The 16,499-nt window shown below is 30.6% G+C and carries 12 protein-coding genes; 2 read left to right on the top strand and 10 right to left on the bottom strand.

The features are described from left to right. Positions 1-30 precede the first annotated feature (30 nt). The 9 genes from ACXAHM_RS06040 to tamL all read right to left on the bottom strand — a co-directional run bounded on the left by ACXAHM_RS06040 (position 31) and on the right by tamL (position 12,460). Positions 31-1,134 (bottom strand): DUF4476 domain-containing protein, encoded by a 1,104-nt coding sequence (locus ACXAHM_RS06040; RefSeq protein ID WP_474959514.1) that lies wholly within the window; start codon positions 1,132-1,134, stop codon positions 31-33. Between the two features lie 145 nt (positions 1,135-1,279). Continuing rightward, positions 1,280-2,968: a gamma-glutamyltransferase gene (ggt, locus tag ACXAHM_RS06045; protein ID WP_474959515.1), complete on the bottom strand. Its 1,689-nt coding sequence runs from the start codon at positions 2,966-2,968 to the stop codon at positions 1,280-1,282. A gap of 91 nt (positions 2,969-3,059) precedes the next feature. Next, positions 3,060-3,872, bottom strand: coding sequence for an arylamine N-acetyltransferase family protein (locus tag ACXAHM_RS06050; protein WP_474959516.1), 813 nt, complete (start codon positions 3,870-3,872; stop codon positions 3,060-3,062). Between the two features lie 57 nt (positions 3,873-3,929). Continuing rightward, positions 3,930-4,724, bottom strand: coding sequence for a M23 family metallopeptidase (locus ACXAHM_RS06055; protein ID WP_474959517.1), 795 nt, complete (start codon positions 4,722-4,724; stop codon positions 3,930-3,932). Positions 4,725-5,476: 752 nt separating this feature from the next. After that, positions 5,477-6,136 (bottom strand): TerB family tellurite resistance protein, encoded by a 660-nt coding sequence (locus ACXAHM_RS06060; protein WP_474959518.1) that lies wholly within the window; start codon positions 6,134-6,136, stop codon positions 5,477-5,479. Between the two features lie 180 nt (positions 6,137-6,316). After that, entirely contained in the window at positions 6,317-7,159 is an 843-nt protein-coding gene (locus ACXAHM_RS06065; protein WP_474959519.1) for a 1,4-dihydroxy-2-naphthoyl-CoA synthase, read from the bottom strand. A 775-nt stretch (positions 7,160-7,934) separates the two neighbouring features. Then, on the bottom strand, positions 7,935-9,344 hold the full coding sequence (gene rlmD, locus ACXAHM_RS06070; RefSeq protein ID WP_474959520.1) for a 23S rRNA (uracil(1939)-C(5))-methyltransferase RlmD: 1,410 nt from the start codon (positions 9,342-9,344) through the stop codon (positions 7,935-7,937). 29 nt (positions 9,345-9,373) lie between these two features. Then, positions 9,374-9,868: a 2-amino-4-hydroxy-6-hydroxymethyldihydropteridine diphosphokinase gene (folK, locus tag ACXAHM_RS06075; protein WP_474959521.1), complete on the bottom strand. Its 495-nt coding sequence runs from the start codon at positions 9,866-9,868 to the stop codon at positions 9,374-9,376. 36 nt (positions 9,869-9,904) lie between these two features. After that, entirely contained in the window at positions 9,905-12,460 is a 2,556-nt protein-coding gene (gene tamL, locus ACXAHM_RS06080) for a translocation and assembly module lipoprotein TamL (protein WP_474959522.1), read from the bottom strand. 333 nt (positions 12,461-12,793) lie between these two features. Here tamL and ACXAHM_RS06085 point away from each other — a divergent pair, with 333 nt between their 5' ends. Beyond that, positions 12,794-13,762: a M48 family metallopeptidase gene (locus tag ACXAHM_RS06085; protein WP_474959523.1), complete on the top strand. Its 969-nt coding sequence runs from the start codon at positions 12,794-12,796 to the stop codon at positions 13,760-13,762. Between the two features lie 96 nt (positions 13,763-13,858). On the opposite strand, the gene ACXAHM_RS06090 is transcribed toward ACXAHM_RS06085, so the two are convergent. After that, on the bottom strand, positions 13,859-14,884 hold the full coding sequence (locus tag ACXAHM_RS06090; protein WP_474959524.1) for a rod shape-determining protein: 1,026 nt from the start codon (positions 14,882-14,884) through the stop codon (positions 13,859-13,861). A 259-nt stretch (positions 14,885-15,143) separates the two neighbouring features. Between ACXAHM_RS06090 and ACXAHM_RS06095 the strand changes: the two genes are divergently transcribed. Then, positions 15,144-16,490: a hypothetical protein gene (locus ACXAHM_RS06095; RefSeq protein ID WP_474959525.1), complete on the top strand. Its 1,347-nt coding sequence runs from the start codon at positions 15,144-15,146 to the stop codon at positions 16,488-16,490. Positions 16,491-16,499: the final 9 nt, after the last annotated feature.

A 16,499-nucleotide genomic window follows, 5' to 3' on the forward strand; every position in this document is an offset into this window, starting at 1 on the left:
AGGCTTTTTTGATAAAATGTGATTCATATACTACTGAACTGAAAGAAATTCTTCTAAAGCTTCTTTATTTTTAGTGTAAGATAATTTCCCTACTACATTATGATATTTAGCTTTATCTGAAGTAAATTGATATGCCATTTTAGCAAAAGCTAATCTTTGACCGTCAAGGTTAAATACAGTCATAAATTCAATTACTTGGTCAACATTTATGCAGCCTTTTTCCAATAAGAACTCATTTGCCATCTCCACAGCTTTATTACTAACATTCATTTCTTTTTGAATGTCTTTTTTTAACTTAGAAAAATCAGCATAGCTTAAAGAACAATCTTCTTTCTTCTCATCCTTTTTTTCGTCTTCTTTTTCTTTAGCCTCCTTCGACTCAACATAATCAGTACTCTTGATTTCAATTGGAGCTATCGAAATGGTTTTTATATCAAGAATAGATAAAGCCTCAGCCCAGTCTACACTAACATCTTCCCCATTTGGTGTTATATTGATTGCAAATGTATATGATTTTCCAGCCTGTAAATAATCCCCTTTTTTTACTATTTCAGCTTTACCCCCATTGACTTTCACTTTAGATAAATCAATATGTCCCAATTGTTTTCCTGTACCGTTAAATGTACATTTGATTTCAGCAAAAATTCTATTTTCCTCTGAACGTACATTATATTCCATCACTTTTGTAGAAAAACCTTCTAATGATTGAGTTGCTTTTTCTTCTAATGGAAATTTGGCTACAGAAAGAGCTTTAACAGCTTTGGATGCATACTGAACACCATCTAGTTGTAGCTTAAAAGTTGAAGCATTTTTCTGTATAGGTGCTTTAATTCTAAATTGATTATATATTACCTTGTTCTTTGTTGGTAATAATACAGTCAATTGAGAGGTTGGTGTTACTTCTCCTTCATTTTGAAGAAGTTTAGTTTTTGTTCTATCAAGTAATAACACCCCATTTCCAGTGTTTTCCACTTTGTAATTAATATAATAACTTGTTGAGGCAACACTCACTTTTTGGAAAGTAATGTTTACATTCTCTAGATTTATACTTTTTGGAAGGTTGTACTTCTTGGTTTGAGCGAAAAGACCATAGAAGTTAATCACTAAAAATAGCAATGTGATTGTAGTTTTCATAAATAGAATTTTAGTGAAATTGAAATTTGTAGAATTATCGTACTATATATTCAAAGTAAACTTAGTGTAATTACCTTGTTTAAATAATTATTGTCACAACAACTATTTTTGTGGTTTAATTAATATTTAAGGAAATAATTTTTATTTAATAGCCAATTGCTCCACCATCTGGGCTTGAAGAATCTGAAGCTCCAATGTACACATTATCTCCTTCAGGAATTAATATTCCCATAAGTCTACCTAAATTCTCTCTTGCATTCATTTGATGTCCCATCTTCTCTAAGTTATCTTTAGTATCAGGAGAAAGTAAATCCTTTTCATAAGTAATTTGATCAGGAAACCATTGGTGATGAATTTTCATTGCTTCAATTGCTTTATCCAATGGCATGTTAAATTCCAAAACATTCAAAATCGTTTGAAAAACAGTATTAATAATTGTCCTTCCACCTGGGCTACCTATTACTAAATAGTTCTTCCCATTTTTTGTAATGATAGAGGGACTCATACTTGATAACATTCTTTTTTCTGGAGCAATTATATTAGGATCCGATCCAATCAACCAACCTGAATTAGTATAACCTGGTTGTGGATTAAAATCACCCATTTCATTGTTAAATATAAAACCAAGTTTTGGTGAACCCATTCTTGATCCATATGACTGTTCAATGGTATACGTTAGGGATACAGCATTACCATCTTTATCAATGACAGACAAATGCGTTGTATTTTTACCGTCATATAAACGCCCATATTTGGAGGAATCACTTACTGAAGCATTTTGAAAATCAATCGTATTGTAACGATTTTTAGCATATTCTTTTGAAGTTAATTTATCAACTGGCATCTCTGGATTAAAATCTGGATCACCTAGAAACTCTGCTCTATCCGCATATGTCCTACGCATTGTCTCCGCTAATAAATGTACATATGGTGTTGAATTGAAAGGAATTGTATCAAATTGAGCATTTTCTAAAATATTCATCATTTCCACGATTGCCACACCGCCTGAACTTGGTGGAGGCATTGATATGATTTCAAAACCTTTATAAGTTCCTCTAATTACATCTCTTTCAATAGCTTCATATTTTGCAAGATCTTCAGTAGTAATAATTCCACCATTTTCTTTCATATATCTAGCGATTTCTTCTGCTACTTCTCCTTTGTAAAATCCATTCTTACCTTTATCACGAATCAATTTTAATGTTTGTGCAAGTTCTTTTTGAACCCACACCTCTCCGGCTTTTGTTAACTCACCATTTTCATTATCATAATAGTGTTTTAAAAATTCAGGACCTTCATTATCTCTAATACTTTTTGCATGTTCTGCTAATGTCCATGATAAAATTACACCCTCTTTAGCTAGTTTATAAGCGGGATCAACTAACGTTTTCCAAGGGAGTTTACCATACTTTTCATGTGCAAGATATAATCCTGCAACTGTTCCGGGTACACCCACAGAGAGTAAACCTTCATGATTACTACCAGGGATGAGTTGACCATTTTTATCTAAAAACATATTAGGAGATGCTGCTAGAGGTGCTTTCTCTCTAAAGTCAATGCTTGTTGCATTTCCATTTGCATCATTATAAACGAGAAAACCTCCACCGCCAATGTTCCCTGCTTGAGGATGTGTAACAGCTAATGCAAATGCTGTAGCGATGGAAGCATCAATTGCATTTCCACCTTTTTTTAAAATATCATTACCTACTTGTGATGCTATGATATTGTCAGATACGACCATACCATTTCTACCATAAGTTTGCGCACTTAATTCATTCAGATTTAGAAAGATAGTGATTGATAAGAGGTAGATTAAAAGATAATTAATTCTCATGAAAGTGTGTTTATTATTTCAGATGTTTAAATAATTGAGTACACAAAAATAAGAGAATTGTTTATCTATTGAAGTTTTTTGGAAGTATATCTTACTTATTCATATCTTCAACAGTTTTAAAACTTGTTATAGATTCATTTAATGTAATATTAAACTCTCTTTCTATTCGTTTAACTGTTGCTTGGTCTTCCTTTAAGAAGAATTCTTGAAATTCATTATTATTTTCAATAGATAATCGATTATTGAAAAGCTTTTTAACTCCTAATTTGGTATGAAGACATGCTATTCTTGAATAGGTAAAATGTGAGTTGGGGTTAGAATAAGAATAATAATTGCCAAGAACTATATCACTTTGTACAATATAATTTCTATGAAAAGCATACAAAGACATCCATTTTCCTTTTTCTTTAATTTGTAAGGTTAACCCTAACTTTTCATCATTAAGGAATCGATACGTTTGTGATTCATTTTCTATTACTTCATTATAAATAATTGGTAAAGGTGTTTTAGAAGACCCTGCCCCAAAACCTACATCTACAATGTATTCCTTTCCTTCTATTTCTACTAAAGTAATTTGATGTGTTTTTCCAGATGGTTCTTCTTTCAATAAAACTCGAGCAAGCAAGGGTCTTACTTTAAAGCCTAATTGTTTTAATACAGCATGCATTAAGCCATTTACTTCAAAACAATAACCTCCTCTTTTCTTGTAAACCACTTTATTAAAAATTGATAGAATATCCACTTTTATTTCTCTACCAAGATTAATATCAAGGTTCTCAAATGGTATTGTAGTAATATGTGCATATACAATCTTTGATAAACTTTTATAAGTGGATGAAGTATCTTTATATGTTTCTTCTAATCCAATCCTTTTGAAATATAGTTTGAGGTTTAAGCTCTTCATAGTATTATGAATCTAATTATAATTATATTAGAAGTTTGTTTCAATAAATTAGAAAAATCATTGACATTTATATCTTCTGCCTCTTTTTAAATTAATATCTTCATATCCTTCAAACTTTATTGGAATCGCAATATCTCTTTCTTTCCTAACGACAAAATGCAAATGTGGTCCATTTGTATATCCAGTATTTCCAGAATATCCTATTTCTTGACCTCTTTCTACATGGTCACCAACATTGACAATTACACCCTTATATTTTAAATGAGCGTAAGTTCCGAGTGTACCATCTTCATGTAAGATGATAATTTTATTCGCTTTATGTACGTAGCTTTTATTTCCAGATTCTTTAAAATGATCAAGAATTTTTACAACTGTACCTTCTCTTGCAGCACAAACTGTTTCCCCTATGTCCATACGAAAATCTATAGCATATTCAGAAATTACACTTTGATGAGAAGTTTTACCATGAAAACCCTGACTTACTTCATACTTCTTTCTCTTTTTATAAGGCAATTGATATAAATAATCATAATCAGGATGAATTGTTGAAGAATCTCCAAAGAAGTTTTTAATTTCATATTTTGCATTAAAAGCTTCAGCAATTTGTGCTCTATCATCACCAACTAAATTCATAATTGTTGTATCTGAAGAAATTGGTAGAGAAAAATTCATCACAAGTTCATCAGTTGAATCAAGATATATGACTATTTCTTGTGGAGTTAATCTCAAATTTTTAATATATAATTTCCATTTATCATTTCCTGTCTCAACAAGATTTAAATCTAAATCTTTATTTTCTTGAGCAAATAGTGTAAATGAGAAAAATAGCAAAGGTATAAGTAATAATTTCATAGTTAGATTAAATTATTTTGAATAAAAATAGTTAGAAATTCAAGAAATAATGAGTAAATAGAAGATAAAAATAAAGCTATGAACAAACTTGCTTTGTGAAAGCTAATTTGTTTTTCCTTCATATTTAAAAGACTTTTTTCCAAGTTTATTGGGTTTGTTCTTACTATTCTAGTTTTTGCAATTAAATCACCAATTCTTCTTTTCTCTAATACAAGAAGAAGAACCTCTATTGGCCATATGATTATTGTACAGTTTCTTAGTACACACTGCTTTTTTGAGGCTATATTTTTTGAATTACGATCAATAATTTTGTATCCGTAATAGCATTTAGCAAAACTTTGCCCATTAAAAAAATCTTTATTAAGTAAAAAATAGAAGAAGGGAAAAAAGAAAAGTATTTTTAGAAAAGAATTGTATTTATGGTTATCTATTTGGCTTTCTAATAGGTATTGATTAGAAATAGTAATAATAATAAGTGTGAAATAAATTGGTAAAAAACAATAGAAAAATTGCATAAATATCACCTAATAAACATTTTATTCTATTTGAGAAAAATAAGCTATCAATCCTATTGAAAATTTGATTATTAAATCTTTTTTGTATGTATTTATAGGGATAATTCACAATAAAGCAACTTGTAATCTATAGTGTCTGAAGTTCATTCTCGTAATAAAAAGAAAACTCATCTTTCAATGAGTTTTCGTAATTCGCTTTTAGAAAACAAAGAAATCAAAAAAATTATTTATTGAAGATTAAACCTCAGCAATTTCTTTTTTCTCTAGTTTTTCTAAAATCTTTTTATAAAGATCTTTTGGTAACCCGCAAGCTACTAAATAATCTTTCATTAAATCTTCCTCTTCTTTTTCAATTTGTCCATCTGCTAAAAGAACAATACCTGCTTGACCAAGAATATTGATTAAAGCCTCTGATGATAATTCTAACCTTGCTTTTAGTAATAAATCAAAAACATAATTATCCTTGTTACCATCTTTCTTTACTTTTTCCATCACCTCTGTCAATTCTGCAGTCATATCTGGAAAATTACTTATCATATCAAGAATCTCTCTTTCTTCTTCTGCTGCGAAATCATCATCAATGATAGCCATATGTGTCATTGCAGCAATTACAGTTGTAGTAAATAACTTTTTCGCATCTTGTAACGCTTGTTCTTTGTCTACTTGATTTTGCTGAAGTATATTTTTAATACTTTCATTATAAGCATTTCCGCATTTATTACATTCATAAAAACGGTCGATTGTGTCTAATGGAATCACTGGTATAAAAAATAATGTGAGCCATCTACGGTAAAGTTTATTTACTAATGAGCCACTACAGTTAGGGCACGAATTAGTCAGAATAGGGTTTTCACTTACAGTGTGTTTTACCCCTCTTGTTCCAAAAATAATAAACATAGTTTGCTATATTATTGTAGTTAAAAAATAGATTGTTTTCTAAAAAATTGGTTTTTAATTAGTTTATAACAATTCAGTCAGAATATATTACTCAACTAATATATATAGAAAGGTGGCATAAAAAAAATGAAATAAAAAAAGCCCATATAAAATGGGCTATGATATCTTGATAAAAATCCGTTAAGGAAATTTTGGGAAAGTTGAGAAATCTCTTTTTCTTTTTTCTAAGAATGCATTTCTACCTTCCACGGCTTCATCAGTTCCGTAGGCTAAACGTGTAGCTTCTCCAGCATAAACTTGTTGACCAACTAAACCATCATCAATTAAGTTAAAACCAAATTTCAACATTTTAATTGCTGTAGGTGATTTCGTCATAATTTCTTGAGCCCAATCATACGCTGTTTGCTCTAAATCTTCATGAGGTACAACTTTATTCACCATACCCATTTCAAAAGCTTCTTGTGCTGAATACTCCGCTCCTAAGAAGAATATTTCTCTTGCTCGTTTTTGACCAACTTGACGAGCTAAGTAAGCAGAACCAAATCCTCCATCAAAACTTGCTACATCAGCATCAGTTTGTTTGAATTTAGCATGTTCCTTACTTGCAATTGTCATATCACAAACTACATGTAAGCTGTGTCCTCCACCTACAGCCCAACCTGGAACTACAGCGATAACCACTTTATTCATAAAACGAATTTGACGCTGAACATCTAAGATGTTGAAACGATTAATTCCATTTTCTCCTTTATACCCTGTAGTTGAACGTACTCTTTGATCACCACCAGAACAAAAAGCCCATCCACCATCTTTTTCTGAAGGACCTTCTCCTGTAATTAATACTACACCAATATCTTGACTTTCATGGCAAATAATCAACGCTTCCCATAATTCATCAACCGTTTTTGGCGTAAATGCATTTCTACATTCTGGTCTATTGAATGCGATTCTTGCTACACCATTTAAACTTTTAAAGGTGATTTCCTCGTATTCTTTTTCTGTTTTCCACTCAAGGTTTGCCATTACAATAATTTTGTGTTTTTAGTTGACACAAATTTAAAAACAATCATGTGAAAAGGAACATCTTTTCAATTTTAAATCTTTATAAGATTAAATATCTTTTTCTTCATGAAAAAATTGTCTTCTATTTCAATTAAAATGAAAAATAAAACGTGATCAAATTAATTACTAAAAGTGTTGGAGCCCCTAGAAAACATACTGATAGATTAAGACAAATACCAACAGAGGTGTAACTATTGATTATTGCTATTTCATTGAGATAGTTATTTAACCATAAAGAAAACTTTACAGAATAAATAATTGCAGTAATAAAGGTTAAAACTAAGATCAAGGTTTTCAATGGAAAACTAATCATGTCGGGAATAAACGGTAAATTCTCGAAAGCTACCAAAGCCCCTGAAAGTACAAAAGTTACAAGCACTATACTAAGCAGTATGAACATAGTCCATCCTGAGATAAAATATAGTAAATGAATCAGCCATTTAGGTCTTTCCAAAATTATTGAAAGTTTAAAAAAGTTAGAAGAAAATTATTTACTGAAGTAGTTTATTATCTAAAGTTTATTCACACGAAGAATTACTATTGGTAGTAATAAAATTGTATTAATTGAATAGCAATTCCTTTAAATTCATCATTTCAGTTAGTTTCGATATTGTTTTTAAAAGTAAAGCATTTGACGATATAACAATTCGATGCTTTAATATAATTAAAAAGTGATTATAGACAAATAAAACACAAAAAAACGCAATCAAATTAATGATTGCGTTTTCTAGTAAATTTATTTTAATTCCAATGCTACTACATTCTCAACATGATAAGTATGAGGGAACATATCGACTGGCATTACCTTAGTTACTTTATATTTTTCATCTAAAAGTGCTATATCTCTTGCTTGCGTAGCTGGATTACAGCTAATATAAACAATACGTTTTGGAGCAACTTTTAATATCTGTTCTACTACTTTTTCATCCATTCCTGCTCTTGGTGGGTCAGTAATAATTACATCAGGCTCACCGTGCTTTTTAATGAATGACGGAATAAGAATTTTCTTCATATCACCTGCAAAGAATTTACAATTTTCAATACCATTTAAATCTGTATTTACTTTTGCATCTTTGATAGCATCTTCTACATATTCGATACCAATTACTTCTTTTGCTTTCTTAGAAACAAATTGAGCAATTGTACCTGTTCCTGTATACAAGTCATATACCCTCTCTTCTCCTGTTAATTCAGCAAAATCTCTGGCAACTTTGTAAAGGTTATACGCTTGTTTTGAATTTGTCTGGTAGAAAGATTTTGGTCCCACTCTAAAACGCAAACCTTCCATTTCTTCTTCAATGTAAGGTAAACCATGATAGATATTTACATTCAAATCATGATAGCTATCATTCTTCTTACCGTTTATAACATATAGTAAAGAAGTGACTTGAGGGAACTTTTCTTTTATAAAATCTAGAAGTGCATTTCTTTTTTCAACATCATCTTTGAAGAAAAGCATCATGACCATGATATCTCCTGTTGATGAAGTTCTGATTACCATATTTCTTAAGAAACCATCTTCTTCTTTTTGATCATAAACAGAGTAATCATTTTCAATAATAAACTCATACACTGCCTTTCTGATTTCATCCGAAGGTTTGTTCTGAAGGTAACAGTTATTTAAGTGAAGAATTTTATTCCACATACCTGGCAAGTGAAGACCAACTCCTCTTTTTTCAATACCATCTGTATTAGAATCCATTTCTTCTTTTGTCAACCAACGATTTCCAGTGAAAGTGAATTCCATTTTATTACGGTATTCAAACGTTTCCTCTGATGCGAAGATTGGTGTTATCTCAGGTAAATCAATTTTACCAATTCTTTCTAATTGATCTTCAACTTGTTTTTGTTTATAAAACAATTGCCATTTGTAATCTAGCATTTGCCATTTACAACCACCACAAGTTCCAAAGTGCTCACAAAAAGCTTCCGTTCTTTGATCAGAATATTCATGGAATTGAATAGGTCTAGCTTCCATATATGATTTTCTCTTCTTTGTAACTTGAAGATCACATACATCACCTGTAACAGCACCTGTCACAAAAACAGTCATATTATCTTCTGTTTTTGCAATTGCTTTACCTTCACTTCCTACGTCAATAATTTTAACGTTCTCTAATACGATATTTTTTTTTCTTCTTCCCATTAAAGTATTTCCTATTCTAAAAGACGAATCTATTTTAATAACAGCTTTTTTACTGTAAGCGGATCTTTACATTGCAAAAGTAAATCACTTAAAGTTTGATTTAAAATTGGATGGACAAACTTTGGTAATATTTCTGTTAATGGTTCTAATGTAAATCTTCTTTCCTGTATAAAAGGATGTGGGACATTTAAATTTTTCAGAGAAATTACCTCACTATCGATAAACAAAATATCTATATCAATAATTCGTGCTCCCCATTTTTCTTTTCGAACTCTACCTAATTTGTTTTCAATACTTTGTGTGATAAGAATTAACTCTTCAGGACTATAAGTTGAAAAACATTCTAAGACTTGATTATAATAGCTAGGTTGATCTTCTTTACCCCATGCGGCAGTTTCATATATATGTGATAATGAAATAATTTGACCTATTTCATTTTCAATTTCCTTTACGGCTTGTTGAAGTGTATGCAACTTATCACCAAGATTTGCACCCAATAACAACACAACTTTAGTTTGCGACATTTTATAAATTTAATATTCGCACAAAAATAAGGATTATTAGAAAGGATATCCTATACCAATATTAAATTCTGTTGTACCTTTTCCTAAAAAGTCATATCCTGCAACAAATCGATCTCCTTCTCTCCTTGCAGGATCATATATTTTTGTACCAACATCAAGGCGAATTAATAAAAATGAAAAATCAATTCTTGCTCCTAGTCCCGCACCAATACCGAATTCTCTCCAGAAACGAGAAAACTCAAAGTTACCTCCGGGTCTTGTTGCATCTTCTTCCAATAACCAAACATTTGTAGCGTCAATAAAAAATGCCCATTGGAACAAATTGGTGATTTTGTACCTCCATTCAGCATTTAATTCAATAATCATGTCGCCAGGCTGTTCATAACTATAGTCAAATGTACCATCCTCATTTTGTGGTGGTGTAAAAGATCCTGGTCCCAATCGTCTTGGTCTCCATGCTCTATTACTGTTTCCTCCACCTGAGAAGAAGTATTTTTCATAAGGTAAGGCATCTACTTCACCATATGGTTTTGCTACTCCAACATGTATTCTTGAGGCAAAGAAATGTTTTTTCTTCTCTCCAATTGGCGTTACTTTTCGATAATCATAATAGATTTTAAAGAATTTATAATAACGTAATCCATAGATTGATCCAGGTTCACTCCCTGTCCAATTATTTACTAAATCGAGCATATTACCACCCAATTCACCATAGATTTTCATGTAATTTGCCTTTGAAGAGCTAGTCATGTAATCTCCTCTCATTCTTGAAACACTCATATGCATACTTGATACAAAAGAGTTATCAAATGAATAATGTAAAGTATTTCCTTGCTCCGCTAATTGCTGCAATCTTATTCTAAAATCATTACTTAAAAATGGAGTTCTTACAACGTTTAAATCGGCTACAGATAATTCAAATAAATCCTCTTTCCTATTTCGCCAGTCATAACCAAATAAACCTTTAAAGTTCAAACGAGTATATTCAGGTCTACTAACATATGAAATATCACTAATAATTTTTGTTTTAGCATTTCTTATATAATAGGACTCATTTAATTTATTGACAAAAGGAATTAAAGGTCTCGGTACATTTAGGATTGTACTAAAACCATATTCTGCACCATTATAAATATCATCACTTGACTCAGCAATACTCGCTTGCGCTTCCAGTGAAAAACGACCTCTGAATTCAAGAGATTCAGCACCTCTAAATATATTTCTTGATTTTAATGACAAACTAGCAAATGGTCCTGGAAGGGAACGGCTAACATTTAGACCTGTTTCAAAAGCATATTGATATTTATCGAAAGAACTTGGATAGATAAATACATTTAAAGAATCATTTCCTGTTTTGATGTATTCAATATTAACGAATTTAAAGGCATCCATTTGCGTAAGGAAACGTCTTGTATCATTCGTTAAAAGCTCATTATAAGGAGCACTTTCTTTCAGTGCTATTTTTCCATCAAGAATTTTTGGTTTGTATTTTTTCTTATGTTCGATATAGGTAAGATCTTCATATTCGGTAGTGTCTGCTACTACTTTGTCATTTGGATCGGTTTCCAATGTAATATCATTGATATAATATTTAATATGTCGATCTCCAGTCTTAGGTGGATCAACAGTCACCAAAATATCTACTTTCCCATGAACCTTATTTGTATCTACTTCAAAATGAATATAATTTGAAGAGAAATCATAATATCCACTATTTTTGAAAACTTTAGTCAATCTGTTTCTTTCGGATTGAAGTCTCTCTTCTGAATACGGTCCTTTTTCTTTTATTTTACTTTTTCTATTATTTCTCAGGATTTCATTATAAATCGTCTTACTGGGTGTATCATATTTTATACGATTTATTCTCCACCTTTTTCCTTCATCAACAACATATTTTTCTTTTACCAAAGTATAATTTTCATCAAAAGTAGTATCAACTTCTAATTCTACTTTAGCATTTAAAAAACCTTTAGCTTTTAGCGTTCTTTCTAAAATTGCTTGATTATTTTGTGATTCTTCTAAATCAAAATATGCGGGAGGTTCACCAGCAGAAGTCATCCACCAGTTTCCATTTTCAACTCTTTCGGCTATTTTCTCAGTTTTGGTTATAGATTTAGATTTGACCTTACGAAGTTTTCTCAAACCTCTGAGAGAATCTCTTGACGCTTGTTTTTCCGCTTTTCTTAATTCATGATAAACTAAATAGACATCTTTTTGATATAAACTGTCTAAATATTCTCGGTTATCATAAACTTCTTCTTTCCACTCATCTTCTAATACTTTAATTACCTCTTCATAGTATTCCGTCATATCAGCAAACTTCACACTATCTTTTTGATAATTTTTTTTGTAATACTTCTCACCTCGCATATAAAAATAAAGAGGTATACGTATGTCTGTTCTTAGAAAAGAACGGTTTGGTTTTACCCTGAGATAAGAATCCAACGTTGATTTATCGAAAAATTTAACCCCCTCAATTTTCTGTTCCACCAATAAGCTTTTCTCCTGATCAAGACTCTTATAGGAGATACAACTTGTAAGGACAATCAAAAAAAATGAGATGAATTTATATTTAAATAATCTTGTATTCAAGAGTAGTTGTTCAATCAGTAAAAAAATGAAAACTAATAAAGGTTATTCCCCCACTATTAGTTGAAAAGTATAGACACATTTATAGACCTATTTTGTATAAAAGATAAGTCATAAAAAATAATAAAATTTGTAAGAAGTATATTTTTTCTAACAATTTTACAATTGTAATATTAATTTCTACTATATTAGAAATATAACTTAAAGTAAAGGGTCTATTTCAAAGACAAATATACCTATTTAGTTTTTAAGATCACATCTTAAAATATTTCAAATAGAAAGAATATTAAAAGATGGTTTAAAATGCTATAACTAAATAAAATAACGATAAACACTATGGCTTCTACAGCGGTTAAAATTCACAAAAAAAAATTCCCTAAAATTCACCCAAGTGTATGGGAACATCCTGCAGATAAATTAGCATTATCTACTCTTAAAAAAATGACAGGGTTTGATACACTTTTAAAATTTGTCATCAGTAAGACAACAGAAAAATCATTGAGATTGATGACGTTATCTTCTTCTGTAAGAGTTACAAAAACACAATTCCCTAGAGTTCACGAATTATTATTAGAAGCTTGTGAAATCTTTGATGTAGATCATATTCCTGAAATTTATGTTTCTCAAAGTCCAATTTTAAATGCTGGTGCAATTGGTGTAGATGATCCTTTTATTGTTTTAAATTCAAGTATCGTTGAAACATTAAATGATGAGGAATTATTATCTGTTATTGCTCATGAATTAGGACATATCCTAAGTGGTCATGTTTTATACCACACTCTACTTCAAGTTCTGTTAAAAATATCAGTTGTTGAATTTGGTATTCCATTAGGAAAAGCTGCTATTTATGGTATAATCATCGCTTTAAAAGAATGGGAAAGAAAAAGTGAGCTATCTGCTGATAGAGCAGGTTTATTAGCGGTTCAAAATCCTGAAACAAGTATTCATTTACTTATGAAATTAGCTGGCGGAGGGAATTTAGAACAAATGGACCTTGGTGAGTTTTTAAGACAAGCTCGTGAATATGAAGATCAAAAAGGAATTTTAAATACTGCTCATAAATTTCTAAATACAATTTTTAAATCTCACCCTTTCCCCGTTACAAGGATTAATGAAATTATGAATTGGGTACAAAGTGGAGAGTATGATGAAATTGTTCGTGGTGATTATAAAGTTGTTGATGATCTTGGGAAGTTTGCTACTTCTGCTGGAAAAAGTTATCAAGAAGAATTTAAAGATTTTACAGATCCTATTGCAGATAAGGCTAAGGACGCAAAAGATTTTGTAAAAGGGTTATTTGATTAAGTTATAGCAACCATTTACAATGGTGAGAAAATAAAAAATCCCTCTATTTCATTCAATAGAGGGATTTTTTATATGAAAATAAATACTACAAAAGTATTAAGTCATTAATACTGCTTTATAATTATCTAAATTCTTCAAGGCTTGACCAGTACCACGAACTACAGCTCTTAAAGGATCATCAGCAACGTGAACAGGTAATTTAGTCTTAATAGATAAACGTTTATCTAAACCTCTTAATAAAGCACCACCACCAGTTAAGTGAATACCTCGATCATAGATATCCGCTGATAATTCTGGAGGAGCAGTTTCTAGAGCTCTTAAAACAGCTTCTTCAATTTTTGAAATTGATTTATCAATTGCATAAGCAACTTCAGAATAAGTAACTGTTATAACTTTAGGGATACCTGTCATTAAGTCTCTACCTCTAACTTCAAATGGTTCTAATTCGTCATCCAATTCAGTTAAAGCAGATCCTACTTCACATTTAATTTTTTCTGCTGATCTCTCACCGATCAATAAGTTGTGCTGACGTCTCATGTAATCTAGGATATCACGAGTAAATACATCCCCAGCAGTTCTGATTGATTGATCACCAACGATACCCGAAAGTGCAATAACTGCAATCTCTGTAGTACCACCTCCAATATCTACAATCATAGATCCAACAGGTTGTTCAATATCTATACCGATACCAATAGCAGCTGCAATTGGCTCAGGAATCATATATACTTCTTTTGCTCCTGCATGCTCAGCTGAGTCACGAACGGCACGTTTTTCTACTTCAGTAATCCCTGAAGGAATACAAATTACCATTCTATGAGAAGGAGTAAAAAATCTTTTCCCTTCATTAATCATACGTATCATACCACGTATCATTTGCTCTGCAGCATGGAAATCAGCAATTACGCCATCTCTAAGTGGACGAATAGTTCTAATATTTTCATGAGTTTTCTCATGCATCTGCATTGCTTTAGTTCCTACAGCAATGACTTTTCCGTTTTGTCGGTCTAATGCAATTATTGAAGGCTCATCAACAACCACTTTATCTTTCTGTATAACTAATGTATTGGCTGTACCTAAGTCAATCGCCAAATCACTAGAAAAGAAATCAAACAATCCCATATATTATTAATTCTGTATTTTTGTCAATGTTGGTCCAATAAAAAAGATCACAATCACCCCATTTTTAATGAAGTTTTGCACAGTTTTAAGGTCAGTTTATTTTTTAACTTTGCAAATCTGCAAAAACTAGTTCTAAATAGAAAGTAAGAGTACAAATTACATTACTTTTTTTACATCTGTTTTGTATTTTAACTATGTATTTTCATCCTAAGTCCTTATTATTGGAAGTATTTCAGCAAGAAACTTAAAATTCATCAGAATGCACATAGAAGAAATCTATCAATTAGAAAAAAACGACCGTCTAGATTTAGAAGCTCATAATATTACTCCAGAATCCAGCGATTTTATTTTTTCTATCAATGAATTTGAATTCTTTAAATCAATTTATGATAAAAATGAGAGTTTTAATCGCTCTTTATTCCCTGTATTTTCATCTAATGATTCCACAAAAGTAAAGGAAATTTTAGATAAAATTGACTTTACTCAAAAGAATAGAACTCCTATTTACCAAGAGTTTGAAAAATCTTTATCAGACCCCATTCAAAAAGACTTTTTGAAAAAACTATCTAAAAAATTAGATGAAGTTGAAACTGATTGGGAATATGAAGATGAAAATCGTTGGGAATTAATTGAATCTCTGAAGAACATCAGCGTTCTTTTTATGATGAACGAGATTGAAAGAGAATTCGGAGATAGCGATTTAAGTCTTGCAACGACACTAACTGATGAAGAATTTGAATTTCTAAGTATCATCCATGAAGATGAGACAAAAAATAAGAAAGAAGTTCAAGTAGGTAATCTAACATTTAATCTAGAACAATTAGATTATGTTCGTGAAATTATTACAACTTTAGAATATCCTGATCACACTCCATTAACTGTTGACCAAGAGCAATTTATCTTAAATATTCTAGAAAAATGTTCACATCTAAATGATGAAGAACCTGATGAATTTCACACATTTAGTATTCAAGAACTGTTTGAGATAGAATCTTCAAGTAATCAGTCTAATGATGAAAATTCTCTTTTTGCAGATAATAATTTCTCAAAAGCTGAATTAAAATTATTAGAAGCTGTTTTTAATGAAAAAGACAGTATCAAAATTGGTGATTCTAGATACAATAAAAAACAATTAAGAAGCCTTAAAGAGGCCTTTTCTGAAGAAATCGAATGGGATAGTATTAAAAAGTATTTCTCTGAGAGCCAACAAGAGCTGATTACTCATATACTTATGGTTTATGAAAATCAATTTTTAATAGAAGAGGATGAAGATATTGAAGAAGGTAAAATTGACATTGAAGTTTTCTATTTAATGGATCAAATTGAGAGAAACGAAATGGATAACATTGGTTCTTCAATTGGAGAATTAATATTCACCGAACCTCAATACAATCTATTAGATGCTATATATAAAAATAAACCTTCATTCTCTGATAAATTATTAAAGATTAATTTAAAAAGAGAAGATCTTGACAAAGTCGCTAAGATATTTGAGCAATTACCTGCCTATCAATCGGGTAAAATGGTGATTTCTCTTCCAAAAAATGCAAAGTTTTTTGTAGATGATTTAATTAATACAGCGATTGTCAATGATCCAAAAATTTAGATAAAAAGA

Source organism: Flammeovirga sp. AWQ4_249 (assembly GCF_056161045.1).

Coding starts and splice junctions, on each gene's coding strand:
- ACXAHM_RS06090 (WP_474959524.1), bottom strand. CDS start 14,884: ATGGGATTGTTTGATTTCTTTTCTAGTGATTTGGCGATTGACTTAGGT.
- ACXAHM_RS06065 (WP_474959519.1), bottom strand. CDS start 7,159: ATGGCAAACCTTGAGTGGAAAACAGAAAAAGAATACGAGGAAATCACC.
- ggt (WP_474959515.1), bottom strand. CDS start 2,968: ATGAGAATTAATTATCTTTTAATCTACCTCTTATCAATCACTATCTTT.
- ACXAHM_RS06060 (WP_474959518.1), bottom strand. CDS start 6,136: ATGTTTATTATTTTTGGAACAAGAGGGGTAAAACACACTGTAAGTGAA.
- ACXAHM_RS06050 (WP_474959516.1), bottom strand. CDS start 3,872: ATGAAGAGCTTAAACCTCAAACTATATTTCAAAAGGATTGGATTAGAA.
- folK (WP_474959521.1), bottom strand. CDS start 9,868: ATGTCGCAAACTAAAGTTGTGTTGTTATTGGGTGCAAATCTTGGTGAT.
- ACXAHM_RS06055 (WP_474959517.1), bottom strand. CDS start 4,724: ATGAAATTATTACTTATACCTTTGCTATTTTTCTCATTTACACTATTT.
- ACXAHM_RS06085 (WP_474959523.1), top strand. CDS start 12,794: ATGGCTTCTACAGCGGTTAAAATTCACAAAAAAAAATTCCCTAAAATT.
- ACXAHM_RS06040 (WP_474959514.1), bottom strand. CDS start 1,134: ATGAAAACTACAATCACATTGCTATTTTTAGTGATTAACTTCTATGGT.
- ACXAHM_RS06095 (WP_474959525.1), top strand. CDS start 15,144: ATGCACATAGAAGAAATCTATCAATTAGAAAAAAACGACCGTCTAGAT.
- rlmD (WP_474959520.1), bottom strand. CDS start 9,344: ATGGGAAGAAGAAAAAAAAATATCGTATTAGAGAACGTTAAAATTATT.